We start from the raw sequence: 14,148 nt of genomic DNA, 5'->3' as shown, positions 1-14,148 counted from the left end.
GGTCTTTTCCGCTTTCTCGCCGGCATGGGCGGACATGGCTCACTCGCTTCAGGGACTGTGATTGCCGGTCAGTCCAGCATCAGGAATGCCAGCTTCACGCTGGCGCCACGGCGCGCCAACTGCGGCCGTGGAAGTTCGGCAGCGCGGTATGCCCGTTGCTGCACGGATCTCGGGCCTGCGCGCAGCGGCACGCGGGCGCGGAATCCGGCAGCCCGGGAGCGCAGCCGGGCGCAGCAGCGCGGCCCGTGGTCGACGCGAGGCTCGCGCCACGTTTGAGGCGGATCGCCGCTGTGGTCCGCCGTGATTGTGTGGAGGAATGCGATGACCGATTCGAGCGTGGCGCGCGAGTGGATGGTCGAACGACAGATCGTGCGCCGTGGGGTGCGCGATCCCCACCTGCTCGCCGCGATGCGACGCGTGCCGCGCGATGCGTTCGTGCCAGCCGAACTACGCGAATTCGCTTACGACGACACGCCGTTGCCTCTCGAAAACGAGCAGTCGATTTCGCAACCGGTCATCGTGGCGAAAATGCTCGAGGCCGCGCAGCTTCATCCCGGCGACCATGTGCTGGATATCGGCACGGGCTCTGGCTACGCTGCGGCGGTCGCTGGGGAAATAGCCGCGCGGGTGGATTCGATCGAACGCGACGCCGCGCTGGCCGATACGGCCCAGGACCGATTGGCGAGACTGGGATATACGAACGTGGTGGTGCATCATGGCGACGGCACGGCCGGCCTCGCGGAACACGCGCCTTACGATGCGATCATCGCAGCCGCTGGCGGTCCGCGCGTGCCCCATGCGTTATGTTCGCAGCTTGCGCCCGGCGGTCGCCTCATCATGCCGGTCGGCCCCGAGCCAAACCGGCAGCGGCTGGTGAAGATCGTGCGTCGGGGCGAGCAGGACTACGAAGAGCGTGTGTTGGGAGACGTGCGATTCGTCCCGCTGGTCGGTGATGACGGCTGGCCTGAACTGGACGCCGAGCCGCGTATGTCGCGCGCCGCCCCGATCGCCCCGACCGCCCTTGCCGCCGAGGCCGGCTTTGCCACCTCAGCGGAGCGTTCGCAGGCGCGCGTGCCGCTGCCGCTGGAGATCGCGATCCGCGACGCGGCCGAAGCGCTGCCCGAGATCGATTCCAACGAATTCGCGCCGTTTTTCGACCGTTTTGCCGACAAGCGCGTCGTGCTCCTTGGCGAGGCGAGCCATGGCACGTCGGAGTTCTATCGCGCGCGGGCGGCGATCACGCGGCGCCTTGTCGAGCGGCACGGTTTCTCGACGATTGCGCTCGAGGCGGACTGGCCCGACGCCGCGATGATCGACCGGCATATCCGCCATCGTCCGCCGCCGGTTGACGGCACCGCGCCGTTTCAGCGCTTTCCCAGCTGGATGTGGCGCAATACGGATTTCATGGCGCTGGTGGCGTGGCTTCGCTCGCGCAATAGCCGGTTGCCCGCTGATCGGCAGGCGCGCTTTTTTGGGCTGGACATTTACAGCCTGTCCGAGTCGATCGCCGCCGTACTGCGCTATCTGGACAGTGTCGACCCGTACGCGGCGAGGATTGCCCGCGAGCGATACGGATGCCTCGGCCCATGGCAGAAAAACCCTTCGGTGTACGGCCGCGCGGCCGTGAACGGCACCTATGCGCATTGCGAGGAACACGTTGTCGCGCAACTCGGCGATCTGCTGAAAAAACGCCTTGATTACTCGCATGCGGACGGCGAGCGGTTCCTCGACGCTGCACAGAATGCGCGGCTGGTCGCCGTGGCCGAACACTATTACCGCGCGATGTATTACGGTGGATCGCAGAGCTGGAATCTGCGCGACACGCACATGTTCGAAACGTTGCGCCATACGCTCGACAGTCGCGGGCCCGGCGCGCGCCTCGTGGTGTGGGCGCATAACTCGCATATTGGCGACGCGAGCGCCACGGCAATGGGACAGGTGCAGGACGAGATCAACCTCGGTCAACTGTGCCGCGCGCATTTCGGCGATGCGGCAGCGCTGATTGGTTTTTCCACGCATCACGGCACAGTGGCCGCGGCGACGGAGTGGGGCGGTCCGATGGAGGTGAAGACCGTGCGGCCGTCGCACGAGGACAGTTACGAGTACTGGATGCATGGCACCGGACTTCCCCGGTTCCTGCTCGACCTTCGTCCGAAGGTCCACGACGCGTTACGCGAACGCTTGCAGGGGCCGCTGCTGGAGCGGTTCATCGGCGTGATCTACTGGCCCGATACGGAACACTACAGCCACTATGTCGAGGCGTCGCTCGCAAGTCAATTCGACGCGCTGGTCTGGTTCGATCGCACCAACGCTGTCACGGCTTTGCCCGCCGCAGCCAGCGAAGGGGCCGCCGAGACCTTCCCGTTTGGCGTGTGAGCGCCGCTCGCCGTGTTCTTCGCAGGCTCCGATGGCGCGGGTTTTGAACCCGGCATTGGTCTGAAGGAAGATCGCCGCAATCATCGGTATTCCCACTTCAACTAACATGAGAGGCCGCCCATCGCGGGCAGGAAGCGTCCGCACGTGGAACGACAATCGCGGACGCCCCGGGGCGCGGTGGGCACGACGGACACCGCGAGTGGGCCGTGCCGGCGGTTTCTATTGAGTGCGGGAAATCTGTTTCGATACCGCGGCCGGGCTGTCGTAATTGTGATCCGGCAGGCGTTCGATCAAGTCGACAATGTCGGTATTCGCATGGTTCTGTCGTGCCTTGGCGGCGAGCTTTTCACGCGTCGTCGGATAATCGATCCCGGCAAGCGCCTTCTGAATATCGGCGGGATTGGGTTGGCCTGGATGACGTTGATCCTGGGAGTGAGCTGGATGCTGTGACATGTGAGTTTTCTCCTGCGTCTTCAGTGCGATTCGGACGATGGCCATCAATGGTGGCCTTGAAAATGTGCATAACCTGTGCCTGCGCGCGGGCAATGGGCAGCACGAGACCCGCCGCGAGATCGTACGGGGTGCCGCCGGTCGCGGCGAGTCATGCGCCCACGAGCAGAAACGTTAGAGGGTGTGATGCACTTCTGTTAAGGGCTGCATCATGTTCGGTGGTGGGCGCGCCCCTGCCATATTGCAGCAGGCGTTTGCGTTTCGACGGTCGGTTGATAGAACAGCGCGCGAAATCCCGGCTGCCATCGGATGGCGGGGCGAAACCGCAAGCGGCCAGGTTTCCTTTCTCTACCGCCACCAGCATCCTGCCGCCCTACTGGCCGTGATGCGCATCATTGTCGTCGGCTTGAGGCGCCAGACCGTCGTCGGGCCGCGCACCACTGGCGCCGCCCATCCCACCGGCGCCACCACCACCTCCTCCTCCCCCGCCGCCCGTCTTGCCGCCCGGCGCGCCGCCTCCTTCGCGTCCGCCGTCCTTGCCCCTCGCGCCCGATGGCCGCGCGGGGCCTTGCACGGGAATCGCCAGGCTGCGCGGCACCGGATCGAGATCGAGCACTTCGCGGATGAAATCGCGCAGCGAGACGACCAGTTCCGCCGTATGAATGGGCTTGCCCTGGGTCATCTCCAGCGCGGCTTGAGCCGCGAGCCGTACCTGTTCCTCGGTGCCTAGCAGGAGGATGTCAGCGAGCGCGGCCTCGACGGCGTCCCGGATGCGCCGGGACCGGTCAGAGCCACCCGGATCGCTTGCGCTCACGGCGGCCTCGCCTTGCAGCGGGGCATCGCCGCCAGACGCGTCGAGTAGGGCTGACGCAACGGCCGGAACGGCCATCGAGGCGCGCTTCAGGTCGCGCAGATGAGCGGGATCGACCGAGAGATTGCCAGTGAACGAACCGCCAAGCGTCTTGTACGCGGCAATGAGCGTGCGAAGCCGCTCGTTTACCTGCCGGTTTTCGCGCTCGCGTCGCTGTTGCACCGTCTGCATAAGCAGCAACCGGATACCGACGCCGATCAACGTGATAACGGCCAACCCGACGAGCGTGGAGAGCAGGGCTTGCCAGGAACTGAAATCGAGGTTGCGCATGGAAGAATTTTTTCGGGCAGGTTCGGGTCTGGGACGACGAGCGCAATGCCGGCGCCGCGTCGGCGCGCTATCGATGCAGCGGATGCAGCGCCGCTGGCTATCCGCACGAAAATGGCGCGGGGATAGGCGCATGCGATCTTGCTGAAGCGGAACCGGCTCGCGTATCAGGTACCACGTACCACGTATCGCGCCATGCCCGCTCGGCCGATCTCGAACCTGTTCGTCCTGGGCCGTGGAGACTGCCGTGATGTTCTGCGGCCGGCGCCCGGATCCGGCTACGCCATGGGGTATGTAATCGTAACAGGAACACTTGTAAGATCATCTATCGGGGCGGGTCGCCCTGATCAGGCTGTGGAGTCTCATTGGGTCAGCGACACCCCGATCGTCATCTCTCGTCACCCGTGGCGGCCAGACCGGGCAACTTTTGATCCGATCATGGGCAGAACGCGCACTGATAGAATCGATCGCTATGCGGGCCGCCCGGTTTGCCCCGCGCGGTGAAGGCGGGTCCGCTCGACATGGATACGCAGAATAGGAATGTACGAATGACAGCGCAGGCACCGGACGCCACGCAATGGGAGGCCAACGACGACTGGGCCCGGCAATGGGTTGCGTCCACTGTGGACTACTCCGTTTTTCGTATCACGACCGACGGCAGGATTGCCAGCTGGAACGAGGGTGGTATCCGGATCGAGGGCTACCGGCCGGCGGAAATCATCGGGCAGCATTTCTCCGTTCTCTACACCGATGACGACCGCCGGGACGGCATCCCCGAAGCAGTGATGGAGAGCGCCCGGCGCCACGGACGTCACGACTCGGAAGGATGGCGCCAGCGCGGGGATGGCGGGACGTTCTGGGCAAGCGTGGTGACTACCGCCCTTCGCGACCGGCGGGGCGAGTTCAGCGGAGCGGTACAGGTAGTGCGCGATGTGAGCGAGAACCGCCGGTCACACGAGGCCGTGATTGAAAGCGAACGGCGTTTCCGGCTGCTGGTGCAGGGCGTGACGGATTACGCGATCTTCATGCTCTCGCCCGAAGGCTGCGTGACGAACTGGAACAGCGGCGCGCGGCGGATCAAGGGCTACACCGAGGAAGAGATCGTCGGTTCTCATTTTTCCCGCTTCTATACGCCGGAAGACGCCGCGGCCGGCTTGCCGCAGCGCGGTCTGCAAGCCGCGGCCCGCGACGGTCGCTTCGAGGCGGAAGGCTGGCGGGTCCGCAGCGACGGGACGACCTTCTGGGCCCATGTGGTGATCGATGCAATCTACGAAGACGACGGCACGTTGCTCGGCTTCGCGAAGATCACGCAGGACATCACCGAGCGCCGTCAGGCGCACGAGCTTCTGGAAAAGACCCAGGCCGCGCTGTTCCAGGCGCAAAAAATGGAAGCGATCGGCAAGCTGACGGGCGGCGTCGCCCACGACTTCAACAACGTATTGCAGGTGCTGCGAGGCAATCTCGAACTACTCGAAAACAGGCATAGCCGGGACGTCTGGAGCAGGGAGCGGCTCGCTCACGCCATCGATGCCGTCGAGCGCGGCGCCAAACTGGCGTCGCAACTTCTCGCATTTGGCCGGCGCCAGGCGTTGCGCCCCGTTGTCGTCAACCTGGCCGCGATGGTGCGCGGGACGGACAGCATGCTCGCCCGCGCGCTCGGCGAGACGATCAATGTCGAAACGGTCGTTGCCGCCGGACTATGGAATACGCTGGTGGACACCCACCAGCTTGAAAATGTGTTGCTGAACCTGGCGATCAACGCGCGCGACGCGATGCCCGGAGGCGGCCGTCTCACCATTGAACTGGCCAACGCAATGCTGGACGACCGGTACGTGCGGCCACTATCGGACGTGCCCGCGGGGCAGTACGTCATGCTGGGAGTGACGGACACGGGCATCGGCATGCCGCCGGAGATCGTCGAGCGTGCCTTCGATCCATTCTTCACGACCAAGCCGGAGGGGCAGGGCACGGGGCTCGGCCTGAGCATGGCTTATGGCTTCGTCAAGCAGAGCGGCGGACACATCAGGATCTACAGCGAAGTGGGGCATGGCACGACGGTCCGGATCTATCTGCCGAGATCCATGGATACCGCAGTCGATCTGCTGGCAAGACACGAGCACCCGGTGAAGGTGGGCGGCCGCGAGACCATCCTGGTGGTGGAAGACGACGCGAACGTTCAGTCGACGGTCGTCGATATGCTGACGGAACTGGGTTATTCCGTTCTCAAGGCCGACAATGCGGAGCAGGCGCTGACCGTGCTGCGTAGCGGCATTCACATCGACGTGCTGTTCACGGACGTCGTCATGCCCGGTCCGCTGCGCAGTCCTGAAATGGCCCGCCAGGCTGCGTTGCTGCTGCCGCACCTGAAAATCCTGTTCACCTCCGGCTATACGCAGAATGCGATCGTGCATGCAGGACGGCTGGACGCCGGTGTCGAACTGCTCAGCAAGCCCTATAGTCAGGAAGAACTGGCCCACAAGCTGCGCTACATTCTCGGCACACCCGGGGAAGCGATTGCCGCGACCGCCGGCAGTGGCGACACCGTGCAAGCCGGTGCAGTCCCGGTGCCGGAAGGACCATTGCATATCCTCGTGGCCGAAGACGACACCGACTCTCTGGATGCGGCCTGTGAAATTCTCCAGATGCTCGGCCACGATGCCGCGAAGGCCACCGACGCGACGCAGGCGATGGAGCGGCTGCGCGCCAGGCGCTTCGATGTCCTGCTGACTGATCTGAACCTGCCCGGCGCCTCCGGGATCGAACTCGCGAAACAGGCGGTGGCGGTGCATCCGCGTCTGCACGTGGTGTTTGCATCAGGAGACGAATTGCCGGACAACGTGTTGTTCGACTTCTCACACAACAGATTGCGCAAGCCCTACGCGGTGAACGAGCTTGACGATGTGCTTCGGGCGATTCAGCGCGCATTGCACGCTGCCGGCCGTTAATTGCTGGCAGGCCCGGAATCTTGCTGGCCTGCAAAGCGCGCGTGGCCCGGCGCCGGCGCGTCGATTCGGACCCGAACGAAGAAGTTCGTCCGCAGTTCAGGGGATCTGTTCGGGTGATCGGTTGCGATCGCGATCACCAGGTGTACCGGAGCCCGAGATTGCCCTGCACCCCCTGCCGCCGGCTATTTTCACCGGCTCCCACAGCGAACTGATACCCGGCCTGAGCATAGAGACTCAGACGAAGAGTTGCCTTCGCGGTAACGCCGGCTGCGAACTCCAGCCGCGTTGCTGCGTCCCGCAGCGGCACCTGATCGACGCCAAACAGGGTTGTCGCGCGCCCGCCCCAGTCGTGCCACAGATTGACGCGGCCATACGGTTGCCACACCTGGCCGTGGTCACCGTCGATGGTCCACTGGCCCCGCAAGCCGAGCCGTCCGGTGGTGCCGGTGGTTGAGCCGAGGTCGACCGGGCCCAGACCATCGTTTTCCTGGTCGAAGCTGACCCGCTGCCACAGCACCTGGATCTGCGGCTCCAGCACGAAGCGGGGGCCGAGTGGCAGCGGCACCGGATAGCCGGCCTCCAGCGAGGTGACGAAACCGTCGCCCGTGGTCGGCAGCCTGGCCGACTGCGTCGTCGCCTCGCCCTGGTAGGACGTGCCTTGCAGCACCAGGTCCAGATACCAGCCGCCGGGGCCGTAATGGGTCCAGTAGGCGCCGCCGGAATAGGCGTCGAGATTCAGCTTGCCGGTGCGGCCCAGGAGATAGGCAGTGGCCGTGGCGTTCGTGACGAGTCCGTCCACATCCAGGTTGCTGTTGCCGTAGGCGAAGTAGACGCCGGCGACATCGCGGTGGCCGGGCATCAGGCTGCCGCGCCAGACGTCCACCCCGGCCTGCACGCCGAGCAGTTGGCCGGTGGCACGGGGACTGGCGAACGCCTGGTAGCGGTTGTCGATCTGCTGGCCGAAGAAGCGTGCCCAGCCGGAATGTCCCCAGCCTTCGCTGTCAGGGCCGGCGTTGTCGGCCGTCAACGTGTCGCCGATGCGCTCGTGCAGCGTGCCGAGCATCGTGAAGCCCATCTGCCGGGCAACCGGCTGGACCACGCCATAGGTGGCGAGTTCAGGCCCGATGACCGGATAGGTCACGCCCGGCTGTAGCGGGCTGGCTGGCGGGTCGGCCGGAAAAGGCCGGGATACGTCCAGCGTCGTCTGGCCGCCGGGCTGTCCGGGCGACGAAGGGGTTTCCGGCTGTCCTGGTGGCGACGAAGGTGCACCTGGCTGTCCTGGTGGCGACGAAGGTGTACCCGGCTGTCCTGGTGGCGACGAAGGTGTACCTGGCTGTCCTGGTGGCGACGAAGGTGTACCCGGTTGTCCTGGTGGCGACGAAGGTGTACCCGGTTGTCCGGGCGGCGACGAAGGCGTTCCCGGCTCTCCGGGCGGCGACGAAGGTGTACCCGGCTCTCCAGGTGGCGACGAAGGTGTCGCCGGCGACAATGGCACCGTCGGTGTGATCGACTCGGGGACGACGAAGCTCGAGCGGAGAAACCAGTCATTGGGACGGCTGCCGCCGATGCCGCCATGGAACAGCAGGTAGTCGAACGCTCCGGCGCGTAATCTGCCGGTCAGCGTGAAGGCATCGGATGCCGTCGTTCCGCCGTTGAGGGTTTGCACGACCTGGATGCCGTCGGCCACCGTCATGTCGCCTGGGCCGGTCGTGTTGTGGATCGTGAGATTTGTCGTGCCGGTCGCGGTGCCGCCGCTCACGATCAGTTTGTCCGACGGGGCGTCGTCGCTGCCGAGAAACGTGTTGAGATGGAGGTTGCCGTCTGCGCCAGTGTAGTTCTGCACCTGGAGCGTCTTGTAGCTGGCGGCCTGGCTCGGGTCGGCCGGCGCCGTGAAGTGGATATTGCTCGCGCTGTTGGTCAGGTTGGTCGCCGTGGAATTGCCCGTGACGGTCCAGTCGGTATCGTCGTGCAGCGTGACGGTCGTCGTGGTGCCGGCACCGGTCGTGATCGCTCCGCCAAGTGTCGACGCGCCCGCGTCGAATGTGGTCGTCGATGGAGATCCGGTTGTGCTGAGCAGCACACCGTTGTTGTCGGTGATGGTGGATCCCGCCGCCGTGATGTTCGCATTCGCGCCCACGACATGCAGCGAGTCGGCTGTCGATGTGACGGTCGTATCGTTGAGCGCGAGCGTATTGGCCGCGCCCGCCGCTCCGTTGACGAGCATCCCGACCGTGCCGCTGCCCGACGCCGTCACCGAACCGCCGGTAATCGCGAGCGTGCCGCCGCCCTGCACGGTGCCGGCGGACGACTGGCTGGCCGTCACGCTGACAGGCACGCCGACGGCGGTAAGCGTCGCGCCTTGTGCCAGCAAGCCGGTCTCACCGCTTGTTCCGTTCAGCGTGACGGAGCCGCCGCTCAGGGAAACATGACTGTTGCCGACCGACTTCACCGCGGCATCTCCCCCTGAAGCGGACACGCTGATGGCGACGCCGTCGCCGGTGAAGGTGCTGCCGTTTTCCGACAGCACCGCCACTCCGCCACCGCCGGGGGAATTCAGGCTGAGTGCGCCGCCGGTCAAGGCGATATCCCCGCCGTTGTTGCTGTGTGCGACATAATCCCCGCCGCCGCCCGCGCCTGCCACGGTGACGTTGGTGCCGGTAATCTGGCTGCCTGCGCCATCGGCCAGCAGGCCCGTGCCGCCACCGCCGCCAGGTACGAAGGTGATGTTTGCGCTATTCAGGAACGTGATGTGGCCGCCGGCGGTTGCTCTCGCCGCCGCGTTGCCGCCCCCCGAAGGAAGCCCGATGGCGAGACTGTCCGCCGTGATCGTACTGGACACCCCGGTCGCAAACAGGCCCGTGAGGCCGCCGCCGTTCAGAGCTGAAATCGCCGGCGCGCCGCCGGCGTCGCTTCGGCCAAGGCTGACCGACGCCCCTCCCGATGCTGTCACGGCGATGCCATACGGCACGGCGAGCGTGACACCGGGTGCGGTGGTGGTGCCACTGCCGGTTGCAGTGATGCGGTTGACGGGCGGGGCGACCGAACAGGTGCCGCCGCTATTGGTGATGCCGCCCTGGCCATCGGGCGCACAGGCGGCTTGAGCGGGGGAAACGCTGACAGCCATCACGAACCAGGCACCCGCCAACGTACGCAATGCGCATACGACGCCTTGCTGGAAGAGATAACCGTCGACCTTCGACGCAGTTTTGCCCGGCATCATGAGGCTGCCCTCAACGACGTAGTGTGGCTTCAGTTTTGTCGACAGCCGCCCCTTATGCAACATTAAATCTGGCTTTATGCCAGATGGATTTCATCTCACCGAAGGCCACGCTCGGCTTCGGTCGACCGGAGCTGGCGCTTTAGCGCTTGCTCAGGTCCCATGCAAAGCACCTACCTGGTCCCATGCAAGATGGTTGCTGCCGTCTTCCGCGGGACAGATTTTTGTGGTGGCGGGCACTTCGGTGCTGGCTGGCGTCGCCGCTCGCGCAATGCGGCCGCGAGAGCATCAACCGCAACGCATACGTTCAGCGGCAGGTGCGCCGTCTGAAGCCAACGCGCGTACGTCGTAGAGAAAGCGGGTTTGCTCGGGGCCGCGCCTGGAGCGCGGCGCCGCCGGCTGCGACGCGCTATTGTGATCTTCGCGTCATGTTTATGGTGCGCCAATCACATTCAGCGCGAGAACAACCCTCTGGTTTGTACTAATGTGAAGATATGTTCGTAAAACTTGTGATAATTATATCAATCGTTGTAGCATAGCTGCGAACAACCCATCCGCGGGCGTTGTGCTTCGCATCAATTTCCGGATGTCTCATGTCTGAAGCTCCTTCCCTGTCTTCGTCGGTCGTCGCGCTGCGCGGCACGCCGCTCATTCATCCAGCGCGCAATCCGGGGGTCCCGTTCGACGCGTCGTGGCTCGACGGTTTGCGCGTCAACCAGTCGGCGGCCGAACGGCGCGCGGTAACGCTCGCCACGCGCCGCTCGGTCAAGAAGGACGCGCAGGCGGCCTGGCTTCTGAAGGCCGTCACCTGCATCGACCTGACCACGCTAAGCGGCGACGACACCGAAGGGCGGGTGCGCCGCCTGTGCGCGAAGGCGCGCCAGCCGGTGCGCGCCGAGATTCTGGAAGCGCTCGGCATGGAGCCGCGCGGTATCAGGACCGGCGCGGTCTGCGTGTATCACCGCTTCGTGGCGGCGGCCGTCGATGCGTTGCAGGGCAGCGGCATTCCGGTCGCGGCGGTGTCGACGGGTTTTCCGGCCGGGCTGATTCCGCACCCGCTGAAGTTGAAGGAGATCGAGGCTTCTGTCGCGGACGGCGCGCGGGAAATCGACATCGTGGTGACGCGCGAATACGTGCTCACGGGCAACTGGCAGGCGCTCTACGACGAAGTACGCGAGTTTCGCGCGGCCTGCGGTCCCGCGCATCTGAAGGCGATTCTCGCGACCGGCGACATCCGCACGCTCTCCAACGTGGCGCGCGCCTCGATGGTCTGCATGATGGCTGGCGCGGATTTCATCAAGACCTCGACCGGCAAGGAGGGTGTCAACGCGACGCTCGACGTGTCGCTCGTGATGGTGCGCATGATCCGCGAATACCAGCAGCGCACCGGCATGCCGATCGGCTTCAAGCCGGCGGGCGGCGTCTCGAGCGCGAAGTCGGTGCTGGCGTACCAGATCCTGATGAAGGAGGAGCTAGGCCGCGCCTGGCTCGAACCCGAGCTGTTCCGCATCGGCGCGTCGAGCCTGCTGGCCGATATCGAACGCCAGCTCGAACATCACGTGAGCGGCCAGTACTCCGCTTTCAACCGTCACCCCGTAGCCTGAACCCAAGACCGATCCCATGAGCGTAGCCGAGTATTTTTCATCGATGGAGTACGGTCCCGCGCCCGAGAGCGATCAAGCCGCGCGTGCGTGGCTCGCGCAGCATGAAGCGCGCTTCGGGCATTTCATCGGCGGCGCATGGCGCGAGCCGGGCGCCGGCGAGCGCTTCGCTTCGCATGCGCCCGCCAGCGGTGAACCACTGGCCCAGATCGCCCACGGCGATGCCGGCGACATCGACGCGGCGGTGTGCGCCGCGCGCGCGGCGCAGCCGGCTTGGCTTGCGCTCGGCGGCGCGGGGCGCGCGCGGCATCTGTATGCGCTCGCGCGCATGGTGCAGCGCCACAGCCGGCTGTTTGCCGTGCTGGAAGCGCTCGACAACGGCAAGCCGATCCGCGAGACACGTGACATCGACGTGCCGCTGGTCGCGCGGCATTTTCTGCATCACGCGGGTTGGGCGCAACTGCAGGAGAGCGAGTTCGCCGCGTACGCGCCGCTTGGCGTGATCGGCCAGATCGTGCCGTGGAATTTTCCGCTGCTGATGCTGGCGTGGAAGATCGCGCCGGCCATTGCGATGGGCAACTGCGTGGTGCTGAAGCCCGCTGAATACACGCCGCTGACGGCCTTGCTGTTCGCCGAGCTCGCGCATCGGGCGGGCCTGCCGGCGGGCGTGCTGAACGTCGTGACTGGCGACGGCCGCACCGGCGCCGCGCTGGTCGAACATCCGCAGATCGACAAGATCGCCTTTACGGGGTCCACCGAAGTCGGCAAGGCGATCCGCGCGGTCACGGCCGGCTCGGGTAAATCGCTGACGCTCGAACTGGGCGGCAAGTCGCCGTTCATCGTGTTCGACGATGCGGACCTCGACGGCGCTGTCGAAGGCGTGGTCGACGCGATCTGGTTCAACCAGGGGCAGGTGTGCTGCGCGGGTTCGCGACTGCTGGTGCAGGAAGGGATCGAGGCGCGCTTCATTGCCAGGCTGAAACGCCGCATGGAAACACTGCGGATTGGCAGCTCGCTCGACAAGAGCATCGACATCGGCGCGATCGTGGACCCGGTGCAACTCGAGCGGATCCGGTCGCTGGTGGAAACGGGGCGGCGCGAAGGCTGCGCGGTGTGGCAGTCGCCCGGCACGGTCCTGCCGGCGCAAGGCTGCTTTTATCCGCCGACGCTCGTCACCGGCGTGGCGCCGGCTTCCACGCTCGCGCAGCAGGAAATCTTCGGGCCGGTGCTGGTGGCCATGAGCTTTCGCACACCCGACGAAGCGATCGCGCTCGCCAATAATTCGCGCTATGGGCTCGCCGCCAGCGTGTGGAGCGAGACGATCGGCCGCGCGCTCGACATCGCGCCGCGACTCGCGTGCGGCGTCGTGTGGATCAACGCGACGAACCTGTTCGACGCGGCGGTCGGCTTCGGCGGCTACCGCGAATCGGGCTATGGGCGCGAAGGCGGACGTGAGGGCATTTACGAATATCTGAAACCGCGTGCATGGCTCAATCTTGGCTGGCGTCAGCCGCGCAACGCCGAAACCGTCGCGGACCAACCTGAGCGCTCGCTGAACGTCATGGCAATCGATCGCGTCGACCGCACGGCGAAGCTGTTCATCGGCGGCAAGCAGGTGCGCCCGGACAGCGGTTATTCGCTGCCGGTCTACGCGCCGGACGGCACGCCGGTGGGCGAAGTCGGCGAGGGCAACCGGAAGGACATCCGCAACGCGGTCGAAGCGGCGCGCGCGGCGCATAAATGGTCGCAGGCAAGTGCCCATAACCGGGCACAGGTGCTGTTCTATCTCGCCGAAAACCTCAGCGTGCGGGCCGACGAATTCGCGCGGCAGTTGATGCAGAGAAATGGCGCAACGGAAGCGGTGGCGCGCGCGGAAGTCGAGGCGTCCGTGACACGGCTGTTCACGTATGCGGCGTGGGCCGACAAGTTCGATGGCGCGGTGCACACGCCGCCGCTGCGCGGCGTCGCGCTGGCGATGCACGAACCGCTTGGCGTGATCGGGATCGCGTGCCCGGACGAAGCACCTTTGCTCGGTTTCGTCTCGCTGATGGCGCCCGCCCTGGCGATGGGCAACCGCGTGATCGTGCTGCCGGGCCAAGCGTGTCCGCTGGCGGTCACGGACTTTTATCAGGTCGCCGAAACGTCGGATGTGCCTGGCGGCGTGCTGAACGTCATCACCGGCGAGCGCGGCGCGCTGTTGCCGGCGCTGGCCCGGCACAACGACGTCGATGCGCTCTGGTGCTTCGGCAGCGCGGCGGATTCGACGCTCGTCGAGCGCGAGTCGGCCGGCAATCTGAAGCGCACTTTCACCGACTACGGCCGCCAGTTCGACTGGTTCGACCCGTCGAGCGAAGGTCTGCCGTTTCTGCGCGAGGCAGTCCAGGTCAAGAACATCTGGGTGCCGTATGGAGACTGACCGAT

The 14,148-nt window shown here is 65.6% G+C and carries 7 protein-coding genes; 4 read left to right on the top strand and 3 right to left on the bottom strand.

The window, feature by feature from the left end; genetic code table 11:
• Positions 1-321 precede the first annotated feature (321 nt).
• Positions 322-2,376, top strand: coding sequence for a protein-L-isoaspartate(D-aspartate) O-methyltransferase (locus BXE_RS42695; protein WP_011494366.1), 2,055 nt, complete (start codon positions 322-324; stop codon positions 2,374-2,376).
• 219 nt (positions 2,377-2,595) lie between these two features.
• On the opposite strand, the gene BXE_RS42690 is transcribed toward BXE_RS42695, so the two are convergent.
• On the bottom strand, positions 2,596-2,874 hold the full coding sequence (locus BXE_RS42690) for a DUF2795 domain-containing protein (RefSeq protein WP_011494365.1): 279 nt from the start codon (positions 2,872-2,874) through the stop codon (positions 2,596-2,598).
• Between the two features lie 325 nt (positions 2,875-3,199).
• The gene (locus tag BXE_RS42685) at positions 3,200-3,967 is read right to left on the bottom strand and encodes a hypothetical protein (RefSeq protein WP_011494364.1); all 768 of its coding nucleotides are present in this window, start codon (positions 3,965-3,967) and stop codon (positions 3,200-3,202) included.
• A 545-nt stretch (positions 3,968-4,512) separates the two neighbouring features.
• Here BXE_RS42685 and BXE_RS42680 point away from each other — a divergent pair.
• Entirely contained in the window at positions 4,513-6,909 is a 2,397-nt protein-coding gene (locus BXE_RS42680) for a PAS domain S-box protein (protein WP_040123609.1), read from the top strand.
• Between the two features lie 133 nt (positions 6,910-7,042).
• Here the strand turns inward: BXE_RS42680 and BXE_RS43630 are convergent, their stop codons facing one another.
• The gene (locus BXE_RS43630; RefSeq protein WP_052115905.1) at positions 7,043-10,129 is read right to left on the bottom strand and encodes an autotransporter outer membrane beta-barrel domain-containing protein; all 3,087 of its coding nucleotides are present in this window, start codon (positions 10,127-10,129) and stop codon (positions 7,043-7,045) included.
• Positions 10,130-10,719: 590 nt separating this feature from the next.
• Here BXE_RS43630 and deoC point away from each other — a divergent pair.
• Entirely contained in the window at positions 10,720-11,730 is a 1,011-nt protein-coding gene (gene deoC, locus BXE_RS42665; RefSeq protein WP_011494361.1) for a deoxyribose-phosphate aldolase, read from the top strand.
• Between the two features lie 16 nt (positions 11,731-11,746).
• The gene (locus BXE_RS42660) at positions 11,747-14,143 is read left to right on the top strand and encodes an aldehyde dehydrogenase family protein (RefSeq protein ID WP_011494360.1); all 2,397 of its coding nucleotides are present in this window, start codon (positions 11,747-11,749) and stop codon (positions 14,141-14,143) included.
• The last annotated feature ends 5 nt before the right edge of the window (positions 14,144-14,148 follow it).

This window comes from Paraburkholderia xenovorans LB400 (assembly GCF_000013645.1).
GTDB classification, from domain to species: domain Bacteria; phylum Pseudomonadota; class Gammaproteobacteria; order Burkholderiales; family Burkholderiaceae; genus Paraburkholderia; species Paraburkholderia xenovorans.
Note: the sequence above shows the minus strand (reverse complement) of the source record. Positions and strands in the feature narration are given on the sequence as shown.

Coding starts and splice junctions, on each gene's coding strand:
- BXE_RS42685 (WP_011494364.1), bottom strand. CDS start 3,967: ATGCGCAACCTCGATTTCAGTTCCTGGCAAGCCCTGCTCTCCACGCTC.
- BXE_RS42660 (WP_011494360.1), top strand. CDS start 11,747: ATGAGCGTAGCCGAGTATTTTTCATCGATGGAGTACGGTCCCGCGCCC.
- deoC (WP_011494361.1), top strand. CDS start 10,720: ATGTCTGAAGCTCCTTCCCTGTCTTCGTCGGTCGTCGCGCTGCGCGGC.
- BXE_RS42680 (WP_040123609.1), top strand. CDS start 4,513: ATGACAGCGCAGGCACCGGACGCCACGCAATGGGAGGCCAACGACGAC.
- BXE_RS42695 (WP_011494366.1), top strand. CDS start 322: ATGACCGATTCGAGCGTGGCGCGCGAGTGGATGGTCGAACGACAGATC.
- BXE_RS43630 (WP_052115905.1), bottom strand. CDS start 10,129: ATGATGCCGGGCAAAACTGCGTCGAAGGTCGACGGTTATCTCTTCCAG.
- BXE_RS42690 (WP_011494365.1), bottom strand. CDS start 2,874: ATGGCCATCGTCCGAATCGCACTGAAGACGCAGGAGAAAACTCACATG.